The sequence below is a fragment of the Bacillus sp. AFS098217 genome (assembly GCF_002551815.1).
GTDB lineage: Bacteria > Bacillota > Bacilli > Bacillales > Bacillaceae_G > Bacillus_A.
The window spans coordinates 1-14500 of record NZ_NVPR01000049.1 but is presented as its reverse complement, the minus strand read 5'-3'; the positions used below and the strand labels follow the sequence as shown (position 1 = coordinate 14500).

The following is a 14500-nucleotide window of genomic DNA, read 5'->3' as shown; positions in this document are numbered from 1 at the left end:
TTATATCATCGCGGGGTGGAGCAGTCTGGTAGCTCGTCGGGCTCATAACCCGAAGGTCGCAGGTTCAAATCCTGTCCCCGCAACCAATGGTCCCGTGGTGTAGTGGTTAACATGCCTGCCTGTCACGCAGGAGATCGCCGGTTCGACCCCGGTCGGGACCGCCATTACATAAAGGCTCGGTAGCTCAGTCGGTAGAGCAGAGGACTGAAAATCCTCGTGTCGGCGGTTCGATTCCGTCCCGAGCCACCATTTTTTTATGCCGGCTTAGCTCAATTGGTAGAGCAACTGACTTGTAATCAGTAGGTTGGGGGTTCAAGTCCTCTAGCCGGCATCATTTAGGGGCATAGTTTAAAGGTAGAACAGAGGTCTCCAAAACCTCCGGTGTGGGTTCGATTCCTACTGCCCCTGTAAGAAATATGGGCCTATAGCTCAGCTGGTTAGAGCGCACGCCTGATAAGCGTGAGGTCGATGGTTCGAGTCCATTTAGGCCCACCATATTCCGCAGTAGCTCAGTGGTAGAGCTATCGGCTGTTAACCGATCGGTCGTAGGTTCGAGTCCTACCTGCGGAGCCATGGCCCGTTGGTCAAGTGGTTAAGACACCGCCCTTTCACGGCGGTAACACGGGTTCGAATCCCGTACGGGTCATAAAAAAGAGTCAGCAATTTGCTGGCTCTTTTTTTCTTATCTAAAAGCTTTCTTCTTTTTATATACTATATCATGATTCTAAAACAGGATTATTTGTATGAAATAAATAAAGGAATTTTGGAAAAGCTATGGTATGTATTAAAAGGAGGGAATTTACAATATGACACTAGTTAGAGAATTGATGAGTACCGATATTGTACAGTGTACACCACTGGATAATGTGTATGAAGCGGCTGTAAAGATGAAAGAAGAAGCAATTGGAATGATTCCGGTTGTTGAAAATAATCAAGTAGTTGGACTTGTTACAGATCGTGATTTAGTTGTACGTGGAATCGCTGAAAAGCACCCAGGTTCGAATAAAATTACAAATGTGATGACAACAAATATTGTTTCAATATCTCCTAATGACCCTGTTGAAAAGGCAACAGAGTTGATGGCACGTTATCAAATAAGAAGACTACCAGTAGTGGAGAACGGTCGACTTGTTGGAATGTTGGCATTAGGTGATTTAGCAATAGTAGAAGCGGCGGATGATCAAGCAGGATTTGCCTTAAGTGAAATATCAGAGCATACAGAATGAAAATAAATAGTGATTTTAAATATTTTTATAAACGATTTAGATGAAGGATGACAATCAAATACATTATTCTAACAGCGACAGATAAAGTGAAACTTTAATCAGTGGAGAGGTTTTCTTCATCCTCCACTGATTATTATCTCCCACCTAACTTCTTTGCTTTCATCGAATTTTGAGGTGGGAGTATTACTGCCCGTTCATACGGGATAAAAGTAATTGTTAGCAGGATGTATTTGAATTGTTATAGACGGAGAATATCGATAATATATGTGAAAGTTTTTTTAAAATTGTTATTCCTCATAATTATTAAGATAAAAAATGATATACTAATAAATATAATTATTATTAGGGATTCTGAATATAACAATATTAATTATCTGTAGTTCGTTAAACGAATTGATATTTCCTATATAGAGAAATATGGAAGGAGAGTTATATGAGGGCTGTACAGAACGATCCTAATTGGAATTTGGTTACAGATACATATGTAGAACCGAAGAATTTTGCTGATTTATTTTCTTTACTTGTACCTTGTCATCCAAAAGGTGAAGGAAAAGAGAGAACGATTTTAGTATGGAAAGAGAAAGAATTTTATAAAGAAGAGAATTTAGCTCCGTTTATCTTATATGGAATGAATAAAATGAAAGACTTGCCACAGTTTCATAAAGATGAAATTCCTACTTTAGTGCGCATTGTTCGTCTATGCCAAGAAATTGGATGGTATAAAGAAGCATATAAGTTTATGATCAATCAAAGATTAGATGAATTTGTACACACTTCAATGGAATATGAAGCATGGGATTTGTTGACACAGGTTGTGGCTTTAAATTATTTAATTATAAAATATCGTGTTGGGGAATTAAAACATGAAGATGCGGAGATTTGGAAAAGAGTAAAATTTAATAAAAAATGTATTGAAGAATGTAGTGAATTATTGTCGCATAAAGAAGTACTGGAATTCACATTCTTTTATATGTGTAAACAGGCAAAGATACTATCAAAAGAGCAATTAAATTATGACATGATGAATCTAGCAATATATTGTAATACATACTTGAGTGATTTATATACATTTGATTTATTGGGAAAATATCGTAAGTGTACTGATTTTCTCTCATACTACGGACCTAGCCAAGCTGTTATCGCATGTCAAAAAGCTGTTATATCGCAAATTGCTGATCGGCTCGATCCATTAAAAACAACGCACGTAGATGATTATTTATATGTAATGAAAGAAATGATGGAGCATATGACGATAGAAATCATGAATCGGCATGGGCACTTCATTGGAAAGCTCTTATCCTATGTGCCATTTTTTGAAATGATTCAAGTTCCGCAACATGCGTATTATTGCGAAGAGTTGATGTATGTTTGTAAAGGAATTGAATATAAGGAAGAAATATTACGTAATTATATATTTATACAATTACATGACTGTTTACCATCATTCTTTAAACTATTCCTAAAGAATAAACGCTACGCAACGATTCATGATATTTTATTCTACTGGTGTGATGATGAGCAGAGAATGAGTTTAGAGAAGAAATATAATTTAAGCTTTATTTATGAAAAATATGCTTGTGGATAAAAAACAGTCGGAGTATAGAGTCTTATGAAGATATTAAAAAAGGATCTCATGGAAGGTGAGATCCTTTTTTTGTTTAATAATATAAAGAGAAAGCAATAAGTACTAAAAATAGCATACCGTACAAAAGAAACTGAGCGTTCTTACTTCCTTGTATACCAAAAAATTCATTCGTTTGTTCGTATAAATTAAATAAGTATTTGATTGGATTGTCTTTGAAAGATTGATACACAATGTTTCCTCTTTCTAGGTTCCTTGTTTTTCTTGTTTCTTCTGATTGCTAGGAACTCTCATATATTGAGATACAACTAGTAAAACCCCCATAAAAAATACAGGGAATATGGCAGATAAATAAAATCCACTACTGACTACATTTGTTATAAAAGCACTTAAAAGAAAAAGTATAACGTATACATGAGCAACTTGTTTTCTTAGCCGAATGCTGAATGCTTCCATCAAAATTTCAAAAATAACAAAGGTAATAATAATAGATAAAAATATAATGTTAGTATTGTAGATTAATAAACAACAGATTAAACCGAAAAAAGCTAGATATTCAATAATTAGTGGTATATTGCGATTACGTGGCATACAATTTACCTAACTAAGTAAGGCAGTGGATCGACTGCGTTTGTTTTTTCAAGATTCCATTCTCCATTATGTAATTCAAAATGGAGATGCTGTCCAAATGAATGTCCTGTATTTCCCATATGACCTAATACTTGTCCAACTTGAACTTGATCGCCTACTTGTACAGCACGATCTTTCATGTGAGCATAAACAGTTGTATATAATTTTCCATTTATCTGATGAGCAACGAATACAACATTGCCATAACTAGTCGAATAATAAGATTTCACAACTTTACCAGAAGCAGCTGCATGAATTGGGACATTACCTTCTGCTGCAATATCCACACCATAATGCATTTGTTCCCAACGTACATCAAATGTTGAACTGATTTTTCCTTGCGCTGGAAATTTGAACACAGCTGGAATTGAAGGATTAGCTTGTTTAGTTTGTGATTGATTTTGTGATATATAATCTTTTGCTACATAACCATATCCTGTTCCAAAGCGAATTTTATACCAAGTACCTTCTGTTTCTACCACTTGAACTTGTGTACCGTTTTGTAAAGATCCGATTATGGTATTATTTGTTCCAGCGCCACTGCGTACATTTAATTTAGGTGCAGCAACATAGTAAGAAGGGTTATTTTGTACAGTAATTCCCTTCACTAATGGTTCCGATCCATTAGATACAAACATTTTTTTTACATACCCAACTTGCCCGTTATGTAAGATTTTATACCAATCGCCTTCTGTTCCTTGAATCGTAATAAATTTTCCATTGGGCAATACATCAAGAATAGGAGATTCTGTATTAGGTTCAGAACGAACATTTAATGCATTTGCGTTTACGATATATTGATTGCTAGGCTGAGTAGATTTTGTAAATGAAATAGCATCCTGTTTTATATAGCCTATTTTATTATTGATATTTACTTTATACCATTCTTGGACTGTCTCAAGAATGGTAACAGAGGTGTTATATGGAATGCTATCGATTGAATTACTGTTTACGTTTGTACTTGGGTATAATTCTACTTTTTCTACGTTTACATATCCGATTTTTGCTTTAGGTATTTGTTGAGCAGATGCTGTCTGCATATCCACTTCTGCCATAGAAGGAAGTAAGGAAGCGATTGCGACAGTAGTTGCTGTTAGAGCTGTAGCTTTCATGTTCATTTAATAAAGGCCTCCCCTAGGTGTACTGTTATATTTTTATTATAGTATAAAGATATAATATATTGGGTATTATTCGCATAAATGTAATATAAAAATTAATAAATAATTTTAAACATATGGAGATATAATGAATGAACCTTTCCTAATACTTTTATCCTGCTATTTTGGCTATATATACATCAATTAAAAACCCCCTTTTTTAAGTGGGAGAGAGCATCTATTCATGCATAGAAGCGGTCAGGGCCTGTTTCTGCCACATGCGAAGTAAAAATAGAAAGAACGAGTGTAGGTTATTTTTTATTCTGCATAGCAGGGATTTAGATGTCGAAAAATGAAAATGGATTTATATAGCAATTGAATGTTTTGGAATATAAGTGAACTATACGTATTTTATAATTTTATTTATGTATGTACAATTGAGAAATTAAAATAGTTGCTGATGATTGGTGACAGTGTTATACTGACAATGGTAATTTCATATTGTGCTAGGAGAGCTGGTGTTGCCAGCTGAGAGTAGGGCCGTAAGTCTTTGATCCTTCAATTACCTGATCTAGGTTATGCTAGCGTAGGGAAGCAATTCGGACACTAATAATAGGTCCCCGTTTCTTTGCGCAAAGAAACGGGGCTTTTTTATTTGAAAAATGAATAGTGAAAACCACTAGGGGTGCTTTATAGGCTGAGAGAGGAATAATCCTTAACTCTTATGGACCTGATCTAGGTAATACTAGCGAAGGGAAGTGGAACAACAACAACGAATAAATATATTTTTATTTGCTGTAGCCACTTCTTATATATAGGAGTGGCTTTTTTATTTAAATAAACGGATATACAGGAAGGGGAAAGAGAAATGAAATTTTGTGAGAGATTATTTAGGACGGTGCAACCTGTTTGGGAAAAAAGCCACAATCATCCATTTGTAACTGGAATGGGTGACGGTACGTTAGAGAAAGATAAATTCCAATATTACATCATACAAGATTATTTATATTTGCTAGATTATGCGAAACTATATGCAATTGGAGTTGTAAAAGCAACAAATCCACAAGTTATGGCAAAATTTGCAGAACAAATAGACGGCATTTTAAATGGAGAAATGACAATCCATAAACAGTATGCAAAACGTCTTGGTATTTCTATACAAGAGATGGAGGAGGCAAAGCCATCCGCTAAAAATTTGGCGTATACAAACTATATGATGTCTGTTTCACAAAATGGTACGCTTGCAGAATTAATTGCAGCACTGCTTCCTTGCATGTGGAGTTATTGGGAGATTGGAAAACGCTTAAATGATATTCCAGGAGCAAGTAATCACGAATTTTTTGGGGAATGGATTCAAGGATATAGTTCAGAAGAGTACGGGAATCTTTGCACTTGGTTAATGGATTTATTAAATGAACTAGCCGAAGGGAAATCTGAACAAGAGTTAGCTCGATTAGAAGAGATTTTCTTATATTCCAGCCGATTTGAGTATTTATTCTGGGATATGGCATATCGTAAGGAGATGTGGGGTTTTGAGGACCAAGAGCATACTACAGTTTCATAATGTTTCTTTTCATTATGATGAAAAGCCAATCATAAATGGCCTAGATGCTTCTGTGCAAGAAAAAGAGTTTGTAAGTATCATTGGACCGAGTGGCTGTGGCAAAAGTACATTATTTCGTTTAATCACAGGATTAGAAAAACCAGCGGCTGGAACGATTCAACTGACAGAGACAACGAGTCATCCTGTAGGGTATATGCCACAAAAAGATATGCTACTGCCGTGGAGAACAATTATTGAAAATGCAGCATTGCCGTTAGAGTGTCAGGGTGTAAAGAAAAAGGAAGCACATCTAAAGGCAAAGGCCCTTTTAGAACAATTTGGTTTACAAGGATATGAGCAAAAGTATCCAAAAGACTTGTCGGGTGGTATGCGGCAGCGAGTGTCATTTATTCGAACATTATTAACAGGCGGGGATATTTTATTGTTAGATGAACCGTTTAGTGCATTGGATGCATTAACGAAAGCTACATTGCAAGAATGGTTGTTTGAACAATGGAAACAATGGCAAAAAACAATTTTGTTTATTACGCATGATGTAGAAGAAGCGCTGTTTCTTTCTAATCGGATTTTGGTAGTAACAGAGCAGCCGATAACAAATTTGACGGAGCGTATTGTACCACTTGGAGTGGATCGCTCAAGAAAAGACTTGTATAGGCCTGAGATATTAGCGTTAAAAGATGAACTACTTGGTATGTTGCAAAGGCAGGTGCTCATATGAAGCGCGTTATAGAGCTAATGCCTGCATTGATTTTGAGCAGTATCTTACTTGTAAGCTGGGAGGTGGGAGCAAGAATTGTAGATGAAATGTACATTCTGCCATCGCCGACTGCAATTATAGCTAAAATATGGGCACTCAGAGATATATTATTTACGGTTCATTTACCAGCAACGCTATATGTAGTCTTAATAGGTGTTGTTATTTCCATTGTACTTGGCGTGGGACTCGCAATGTTAATGAATGCTAGCACATGGATGGAAAGGGCTTTTTATCCATTATTAGTTGCTTCGCAAACCATACCAATTACAGCGCTAGCACCATTATTTGTTTTATGGTTTGGATATTCAATTTGGAGCAAAGTAGTTGTTACGGTTTTGATTACATTTTTCCCGATTGCGGTAAATACGTATGACGGATTACGCAGTACGAAGAAAGAATGGGAGGAGCTTTTCGTTACATATGGTGCAACGAAAAAAGATATTTTTCTCAAGTTAAAGTTACCATCTGCACTTCCATACTTTTTTTCAGCATTAAAGATTGCAGTTCCTCTTAGTGTTATTGGAGCAGCAATCGGTGAGTGGCTTGGGGCTCAAGCAGGTCTAGGCTACTTTAGTAAACGAATGATGACACAATTAGATGGAGCAGGTGTATTTGCACCAATTGTGTTGTTATCATTGCTTGCTATTTTCTTTGTATTACTTGTTTCTATACTAGAAAGGAAATTTATTAGTTGGAGGAAACATTCATGAAGTTATTAAAACGCATCTTTGTGTTTACATTATTAGTTGCAATGATTGCAGGGTGTTCTAGTAATGCAGCATCAAAGAAGAAAGAAAAAGAAATAACAGTAATGCTCGATTGGTACCCAAACGCGGTTCATAGTTTTATCTATGCAGCGATCGAAAAGGGGTATTTTAAAGAGGAAGGAGTAAAAGTGAATATTAAATTCCCTTCGAATCCAACTGATCCATTAACGTTAGCGGCGGCAGGAAAAGTAACAGTTGGTTTATATTATCAGCCGGATGTTGTGATTGCAAGGGCAAATGAACAAATCCCGGTAAAATCAATTGGAGCTGTTGTCCGTTCGCCATTAAACCATGTTGTCTCGTTGAAATCAGCTGGCATTCAGTCGCCAAAAGATTTAGAGGGCAAGACAGTTGGGTATTCTGGAACACCTTTAAGCGAAGCGTATTTAAAAACGATGATAAAAGAAGATGGTGGTAATCCAGATAACGTAAAAGTAGTAGATGTTGGATTTGATTTAGTACCAGCTTTAATTACGAAAAAAGTAGATGCTGTAACCGGGGCGTACATTAACCATGAGGTTCCTGTTATGCGCCATCAAGGACATGAACCAGCGTACTTCAACCCAGCTGACTATGGCGTACCAAACTATCATGAACTTGTTTTTGTAACAGGTGATAAAACATTGAAAAAAGATAAAGAAGCGTTGCAGGCCTTTTTACGCGGTGCGAAAAAAGGATATGACTTTATGAAAAAGAACCCAGATGAGGCGCTTAATATTCTATTAGATCATCAAGAAAAAGAAAACTTCCCACTTGTTCCAGAAGTTGAGAAAGAAAGCATGAAAATTTTGTTAGAGAAAATGGAGACGAAAGATGAGCCGTTTTTATCAGATACAAAAGAATCATGGGAGAAACAGAACAAATGGTTGAAAGAAAAAGGAATGACAAAAGAGATTGTTCCTGCCAATGAATTATTCGAAAACATTTTAAAGTAGGCGAATGGATATGAAAGACGAGCTCCATGTTATCTCAAATGGTCAGATGACATTCGAAGAGTTAGTGAATGTAGCGATGCAAATTGAGAGTGAGATTGATTATTTGCATATTCGTGAGCGTGATAAAAGTACGAAAGAATTGTATGAAGGTGTGGAAAGACTCTTAAAGAGGGGGTTTCCGGCATCTAAGCTTGTGATTAATGATCGAATTGATATAGCTATTTTATTAAATATCCCGCGTGTGCAATTGGGATATCAAAGCGCGGATGTGAGATCTGTGAAGGAAAAGTTTTCGTATTTGCATGTTGGTTATTCTGTGCATTCTCTAGAAGAAGCGATAGTAGCGTTTAAAAACGGAGCGGATTCACTTGTTTATGGTCATGTATTTCCAACAAGTTGTAAGGAGGGTGTTCCGGCAAGAGGCTTGGAGGAAATTTCAAATATGGCAAGGCGCTTAACCATACCAATTACAGCTATTGGAGGGGTAACACCTGAAAATACAGGAGAAATTCTTACGGCTGGTGTGAGTGGGATTGCTGTGATGTCTGGAATTGTAAGTAGCAGCGAACCATATGAGCAGGCAAAGCTATACAAGGAGACAATAAGAAAGTGGGCGGAAAATCATGGGTGAGAAGTATGATGTAGCTATTATTGGCGGTGGTGTGATTGGTAGTTCAGTTGCACATTTTCTAGCCGAAAGAGGATACCGAGTTGCGATTGTTGAGAAGCAAAGGATTGCATCGGAAGCATCTAAAGCAGCGGCGGGTTTACTTGGTGTGCAGGCAGAATGGGATGCGTATGATCCGTTATTTGAACTTGCTAGAGAAAGCCGTGCAATATTTCCGCAGCTTGCAGAAGCTTTACGTGAAAAAACGGGGATTGATATTGGGTATGAGGAGAAAGGTATATATCGCATTGCTCAAAATAAGGATGAGAAGAAGAGAATACTAGATATTATGAACTGGCAACTGAAAACAGGTGAAGAATCGTATTTTATGACAGGCGATGAGCTTCGTGAAAAAGAGCCATTTCTCTCTTCATCTATTACCTGCGCTGTATATTATCCAAAAGATGGTCACGTTATCGCTCCAGAACTGACAAAAGCATTCGCGCACTCCGCTGCAATATCTGGTGCTGATATATACGAACAAACAGAAGTTTTTGATATCAAAATAGAAAACAATCAAGTCGTAGGAGTTATTACGAATGAAGGTGTGATTTCTTGTGAAAAAGTAGTAATTGCAGGTGGTTCATGGAGCACAAAACTCCTGCATCATTTTCGGTGTGATTGGGGTACATATCCTGTAAAAGGAGAAGTTGTTGCCGTAAAGAGCCGTAAGCCATTACTAAAATCTCCTATATTTCAAGAGCGATTTTATATTGCGCCAAAACGTGGTGGACGCTATGTAATTGGAGCAACAATGAAGCCTCACACATTTAACAAATCAGTACAACCAGAAAGCATTACTTCGATATTAGAGCGTGCTTATACAATTCTACCAGCTTTGAAAGAAGCAGAATGGGAAAGTACTTGGGCAGGATTACGCCCCCAATCTAATCATGAAGTTCCATACATGGGAGTGCATGAAGAAATAGAAGGTTTGTATGCTTGTACAGGTCATTACAGAAACGGTATTTTATTAAGTCCTGTTTCTGGTCAATATATGGCGGATTTAATAGAGGGAAAGCAAGGGAATCATTTGCTAGGTTCATTGTTTTCAAAGTCAATTTAGATAAAGCTATTTTGTTTTTTCACATATAAGTTACTGCTATGAAAACAAAAGGTGATATGCACTTGTTTTCTCTCTTTGTTTTCACTTGGCATGGGGCAGAAAGAGGATGTGACCGCTTCTATGTATGAGCGGATGCTCTCTTCCACCTAAAAAGAAAAAAGGGGATGGAAGCTTGAACTTAAAAATTAATGGCAGGCAAGTAGAGGTACCAGCAAGGATTAAGACAGTAGCAGAATTACTTACACATTTAGGATTAGATACAAAGATTGTCGTAGTAGAACGTAACCAAGATATTTTACAAAAAGAAGATCATCAAGATACATCTGTTTTTGATGGAGACCAAATTGAGATTGTCACTTTCGTAGGAGGCGGTTGATTATGTTAAACATTGGACCATTTTCATTTCATTCTAGACTTTTATTAGGAACAGGTAAGTTTGCGGATTATGATGTACAGCGAAAAGCAATTGAAGTATCAGAGGCAGAGATTTTAACATTTGCAGTACGCCGTATGGATATATTTGATGCAGAACAACCAAATTTATTAGAAAAAATTGATGTAAAAAAATATACATTATTACCAAATACAGCAGGAGCAAAAACTGCTGAAGAAGCTGTTCGCATTGCAAAATTAGCAAAAGCTTCTGGACTATGTGACATGGTAAAAGTAGAAGTGATTGGTGATGACAAAACGTTATTACCAGATCCAGTAGAGACTTTAAAAGCATCTGAAATGTTGCTTGAAGAAGGTTTTATTGTTCTTCCTTATACATCGGATGATGTCGTATTAGCTCGTAAATTACAGGAGCTCGGTGTACATGCAATTATGCCTGGTGCTTCACCAATTGGTTCCGGACTTGGAATTGTAAATCCATTAAACTTAAGTTTTATTATTGAACAAGCGACTGTACCAGTTATTGTTGATGCTGGTGTTGGCAGTCCAGCAGATGCAGCATTTGCAATGGAATTAGGAGCAGACGGTGTTTTATTAAATACAGCTGTATCTGGTGCGAAAGCCCCTATTAAAATGGCAGAAGCAATGAAACTAGGTATTCATGCGGGGCGTTTAGGATTTGAAGCAGGACGTATTGCACGTAAGCGCTGTGCAACAGCAAGCAGCCCGTTAGAAGGAATGAGCATAGTTGAATAGTCGATATTCTCGCCAAGAGTTATTTTCTCCAATTGGGGAAAAGGGACAGCAAAAGATAAGTGAAAAGCATGTATTAATCATCGGCGCTGGGGCGCTTGGTAGTGCGAATGCAGAGATGCTTGTAAGAGCCGGTGTAGGCCATGTGACAATTGTGGATCGTGACTATATTGATTGGAGTAATTTACAGCGTCAGCAGCTGTATTGTGAGGAGGATGTAAAAAATAATCTTCCAAAAGCTGTGGCTGCTAAAAGGCGCTTACAAGCAATTAATAGCAATGTAACTATAGAAGCTTTCGTTCAAGATGTAACGGCAGAAGAGTTAGAACAACTTGTTACAAATGTCGATGTGATGATTGATGCGACTGATAATTTTGAAATACGTTTTATTGTGAATGATATATCACAAAAACATGCGATTCCATGGATTTACGGAGCATGTATAGGAAGTTACGGCCTTTCCTATACGATTTTGCCAGGAAAGACGCCATGTCTAGCGTGTTTATTACAATCTATTCCGCTTGGCGGAGCGACATGTGATACAGCAGGTATCATTTCACCTGCTGTATCTCTCGTTGTTTCTCACCAAGTAACGGAAACGCTTAAAATGTTAGTAGAGGATTATGAAGCACTTCGGGATGGACTTGTATCGTTTGATGTATGGAAAAATGAATATTCATGTATGAATGTGCAGAGGTTACGCAAACATAATTGTCCTTCGTGTGGAGTGGAAGCAATTTATCCATATTTAAGCCAAGAAAATACTTCAAAAGCGGCAGTATTATGCGGGAGAAATACGGTGCAAATTCGTCCTCCTTACAAAGAGAAGCTGGATTTTAAACAGTATAAAGAAATATTACAAGGGCGCGTAGCGGATTTAACAGTGAATCCATATTTATTATCATTTTCGGCTGAAGGAAAGAGGTTAGTTGCTTTCCAAGATGGACGCGTTCTCGTGCATGGAACGAAAGATACGGTAGAAGCAAAAATAATTTATCGTCGTTATTTTGGATAGAAAAGGATGAGTGAGATGAGAGTGAATAAAGCTTTAACAATTGCTGGATCTGATAGTGGCGGCGGTGCGGGTATTCAAGCAGATTTAAAAACATTTCAGGAGCTTGGTGTATATGGAATGACAGCTATTACGGCCATTACTGCACAAAATACACTTGGTGTACAGGGGGTATATCCTGTTCCCCTTGAAGGGATTCAGGAACAATTAAATTCAATTGGTGCTGATCTAACACCAGATGCTGTTAAGCTTGGTATGCTATTTAGTAGTGAAATTATTAAGGTCGTTGCAGAACATATTAAAAAATTTGGCTGGAATAATATTGTGCTAGATCCTGTTATGATCGCAAAAGGTGGTGCGTCGTTATTGCAACAAGAAGCGGTGCAAGCATTAAAAGAGTATTTACTGCCAGTAGCAACGGTTGTAACGCCGAATGTACCAGAAGCAGAAGTGTTAACGGGGATGGAGATTCATAATATAGAAGATAGTAAAGAAGCTGCGAAAGTACTGCATAAATTAGGAGCTCGGTACATTCTTATGAAAGGCGGACACGCAGAATATCAAGGTAACGAAGTAATTGATTTGCTTTTCGATGGTGGGCAGTTTATTGAATTTAGAAGTGAACGTATTGATTCAAAACAAACGCATGGAAGCGGCTGTACATTTGCGTCTGCAGTTACAGCAGGACTGGCGAGGGGATACGAGATTCAAGAGGCGGTTCAAGAAGCGAAAAAGTTTATTAGTATAGCAATTGAAGATCCGTTAAATATTGGAAGTGGTCATGGGCCAACTAATCATTTTGCATACAAGCGTCAAGAAATACGTGCATAAATATTCAAATTTCGATGAGGAAGCCAGTTGTATAACTGGCTTTTTTATTGTTTACTTTTTCCATATTTAGGAGTATTATATCAGCCAGAATCTGTTTTTGAAACGCTGAGTCCAATATATGGAGCGGAGGAACCAATTGGTGCATCGTCACTAGGGGTGAATCTTTCATGATGAAAGTAGGGCTACTCTCAAAGCCCGAATCCGACAGCTAACTTCGTAAGCGTATTGAGAGAGGATGGTGCATGGATGGATACATCGCTTCATCGGTCTGATTAGTATAGGAGAATATCAATTTCTATGTGAATTCTTTTATGCTAAGGAGGATGATATACATGGATGAGGAAAAAGAATTAACGCTTATTTGTGTAGGGGAAGAAAATAAGGTAAATAGTTTAAGAGAATTAGTATCTTTTCAAAGTGATTTAATTATATTTACAGCAAATGAACAAATAGCAGCGGAAGTGCGAGCTTGTGGATTTCAATCAACTTATTGCTGCAATCAGGAACAGAATATAACAAGCATTTGTAACGGAATAAAGAAAGTAATCTTGCTAGGAGATGAACTTCCAACAGTTAGCTTTTTTACTGAACGTATTCGCTTTTTTTTTCAAGCGCCTATTACAGTTGTCACAAGGAATAAAAGATATCCAGTAAGGCTCTATCAAACAATTGGAGCTAAATTTGTCGTATTTACAAATTGTGATAACATTTCTTTTTTATTTTTTGAATAGGGCGGAGGAAGCGAAGATGAAGGTGTTATTACTTGGAGATATAGCACATCGTTGGGCGGTATCAGTAGAGCGAGTTCAAGAATTGGCTGCGCTAGATCCTATTTTTCCAAAACCATATATGATATTACCATCAAAAGATAATTTGTATTTAGAAACAGATATTATTGCGTATGAAAAGATGCATGTGGAACTGACACAGATCTATATCCGCGGGAGAAATTTACGGAGGTTTTTACGGAGAGAATAAATGTAGAATGAAGAAGAGAGCAGAACGAATCCAGGGTACTATCAAAACGTATTCAGGTTCATTCGCTCTCTTTTTATTTTATATATACATCAATTAAAAAAACGATATAAACCCCCTCTTTTTAGGTGGGAGAGAGCATCTGGCCATGCATAGAAGCGGTCAGGGCCTTTTTCTGCCACATGCGAAGTAAAAACAGAAAGAGCAAACGAGTGTAGGTTACTTTTTATTCTGCATAGCAGGGA

17 protein-coding genes, 8 tRNA genes and 3 riboswitches are annotated in these 14500 nt (G+C 37.2%); of the genes, 22 read left to right on the top strand and 3 right to left on the bottom strand.

Annotated elements, in window-relative coordinates; translation table 11 throughout:
- The first annotated feature begins 9 nt into the window (after positions 1–9).
- The 10 genes from COO03_RS13830 to COO03_RS13785 all read left to right on the top strand — a co-directional run bounded on the left by COO03_RS13830 (position 10) and on the right by COO03_RS13785 (position 2811).
- Positions 10–86, top strand: a tRNA-Met gene (locus COO03_RS13830).
- A gap of 2 nt (positions 87–88) precedes the next feature.
- Positions 89–164: transfer RNA gene (locus tag COO03_RS13825), tRNA-Asp, on the top strand.
- Between the two features lie 9 nt (positions 165–173).
- A tRNA-Phe gene (locus COO03_RS13820) sits at positions 174–249 on the top strand.
- A 9-nt stretch (positions 250–258) separates the two neighbouring features.
- Positions 259–331: transfer RNA gene (locus COO03_RS13815), tRNA-Thr, on the top strand.
- Positions 332–337: 6 nt separating this feature from the next.
- Positions 338–408 (top strand) — tRNA-Trp (locus COO03_RS13810).
- Positions 409–418: 10 nt separating this feature from the next.
- Positions 419–495 (top strand) — tRNA-Ile (locus COO03_RS13805).
- Between the two features lie 3 nt (positions 496–498).
- A tRNA-Asn gene (locus COO03_RS13800) sits at positions 499–573 on the top strand.
- A gap of 1 nt (position 574) precedes the next feature.
- Positions 575–646: transfer RNA gene (locus COO03_RS13795), tRNA-Glu, on the top strand.
- A 160-nt stretch (positions 647–806) separates the two neighbouring features.
- Positions 807–1226, top strand: coding sequence for a CBS domain-containing protein (locus COO03_RS13790; protein WP_097897724.1), 420 nt, complete (start codon positions 807–809; stop codon positions 1224–1226).
- 433 nt (positions 1227–1659) lie between these two features.
- The gene (locus COO03_RS13785) at positions 1660–2811 is read left to right on the top strand and encodes a DUF3965 domain-containing protein (protein WP_097897723.1); all 1152 of its coding nucleotides are present in this window, start codon (positions 1660–1662) and stop codon (positions 2809–2811) included.
- Positions 2812–2884: 73 nt separating this feature from the next.
- Here COO03_RS13785 and COO03_RS27060 read toward each other — a convergent pair whose 3' ends face one another.
- From COO03_RS27060 to COO03_RS13770, 3 genes are read right to left on the bottom strand one after another with little or no spacing between them, the layout of a single operon-like run.
- Positions 2885–3040, bottom strand: a complete 156-nt coding sequence (locus COO03_RS27060) for a hypothetical protein (protein WP_097897722.1) — start codon at positions 3038–3040, stop codon at positions 2885–2887.
- 14 nt (positions 3041–3054) lie between these two features.
- Entirely contained in the window at positions 3055–3399 is a 345-nt protein-coding gene (locus COO03_RS13775; protein WP_097897721.1) for a hypothetical protein, read from the bottom strand.
- A 5-nt stretch (positions 3400–3404) separates the two neighbouring features.
- Positions 3405–4556, bottom strand: a complete 1152-nt coding sequence (locus tag COO03_RS13770; RefSeq protein ID WP_097897720.1) for an SH3 domain-containing protein — start codon at positions 4554–4556, stop codon at positions 3405–3407.
- A gap of 477 nt (positions 4557–5033) precedes the next feature.
- Positions 5034–5145, top strand: a riboswitch (TPP riboswitch).
- A gap of 61 nt (positions 5146–5206) precedes the next feature.
- A riboswitch (TPP riboswitch) is annotated at positions 5207–5309 on the top strand.
- Positions 5310–5403: 94 nt separating this feature from the next.
- Here COO03_RS13770 and tenA point away from each other — a divergent pair.
- The 12 genes from tenA to COO03_RS13710 all read left to right on the top strand — a co-directional run bounded on the left by tenA (position 5404) and on the right by COO03_RS13710 (position 14258).
- The gene (gene tenA, locus COO03_RS13765; protein ID WP_097897719.1) at positions 5404–6099 is read left to right on the top strand and encodes a thiaminase II; all 696 of its coding nucleotides are present in this window, start codon (positions 5404–5406) and stop codon (positions 6097–6099) included.
- The gene (locus tag COO03_RS13760) at positions 6068–6817 is read left to right on the top strand and encodes an ABC transporter ATP-binding protein (protein WP_097897718.1); all 750 of its coding nucleotides are present in this window, start codon (positions 6068–6070) and stop codon (positions 6815–6817) included. The genes tenA and COO03_RS13760 overlap by 32 nt, the downstream gene beginning before the upstream one ends.
- The gene (locus tag COO03_RS13755) at positions 6814–7566 is read left to right on the top strand and encodes an ABC transporter permease (protein WP_097897717.1); all 753 of its coding nucleotides are present in this window, start codon (positions 6814–6816) and stop codon (positions 7564–7566) included. The genes COO03_RS13760 and COO03_RS13755 overlap by 4 nt, the downstream gene beginning before the upstream one ends.
- On the top strand, positions 7563–8558 hold the full coding sequence (locus tag COO03_RS13750) for an ABC transporter substrate-binding protein (protein WP_097897716.1): 996 nt from the start codon (positions 7563–7565) through the stop codon (positions 8556–8558). The genes COO03_RS13755 and COO03_RS13750 overlap by 4 nt, the downstream gene beginning before the upstream one ends.
- 10 nt (positions 8559–8568) lie before the next feature.
- Positions 8569–9189 (top strand): thiazole tautomerase TenI, encoded by a 621-nt coding sequence (tenI, locus tag COO03_RS13745; RefSeq protein ID WP_097897715.1) that lies wholly within the window; start codon positions 8569–8571, stop codon positions 9187–9189.
- Positions 9182–10291 carry a glycine oxidase ThiO gene (gene thiO / locus COO03_RS13740; RefSeq protein ID WP_097897714.1) on the top strand — a complete coding sequence of 370 codons (1110 nt, stop codon included), beginning with the start codon at positions 9182–9184 and terminating at the stop codon, positions 10289–10291. The genes tenI and thiO overlap by 8 nt, the downstream gene beginning before the upstream one ends.
- 172 nt (positions 10292–10463) lie before the next feature.
- Positions 10464–10667, top strand: coding sequence for a sulfur carrier protein ThiS (thiS, locus tag COO03_RS13735; RefSeq protein WP_097897726.1), 204 nt, complete (start codon positions 10464–10466; stop codon positions 10665–10667).
- Positions 10668–10669: 2 nt separating this feature from the next.
- Positions 10670–11440: a thiazole synthase gene (locus COO03_RS13730; protein ID WP_097897713.1), complete on the top strand. Its 771-nt coding sequence runs from the start codon at positions 10670–10672 to the stop codon at positions 11438–11440.
- On the top strand, positions 11433–12452 hold the full coding sequence (locus COO03_RS13725; RefSeq protein ID WP_097897712.1) for a thiazole biosynthesis adenylyltransferase ThiF: 1020 nt from the start codon (positions 11433–11435) through the stop codon (positions 12450–12452). Before COO03_RS13730 ends, COO03_RS13725 begins: the two co-directional genes overlap by 8 nt.
- Before the next feature lie 6 nt (positions 12453–12458).
- Positions 12459–13280, top strand: coding sequence for a bifunctional hydroxymethylpyrimidine kinase/phosphomethylpyrimidine kinase (gene thiD / locus COO03_RS13720; RefSeq protein ID WP_097897711.1), 822 nt, complete (start codon positions 12459–12461; stop codon positions 13278–13280).
- 93 nt (positions 13281–13373) lie between these two features.
- Positions 13374–13519: riboswitch (cyclic di-AMP (ydaO/yuaA leader) on the top strand.
- 93 nt (positions 13520–13612) lie between these two features.
- Positions 13613–14011 carry a hypothetical protein gene (locus COO03_RS13715; protein WP_141523195.1) on the top strand — a complete coding sequence of 133 codons (399 nt, stop codon included), beginning with the start codon at positions 13613–13615 and terminating at the stop codon, positions 14009–14011.
- 16 nt (positions 14012–14027) lie between these two features.
- A complete protein-coding gene (locus tag COO03_RS13710; RefSeq protein ID WP_141523194.1) occupies positions 14028–14258 on the top strand; it encodes a hypothetical protein in 231 nt (76 codons plus the stop codon).
- Positions 14259–14500: the final 242 nt, after the last annotated feature.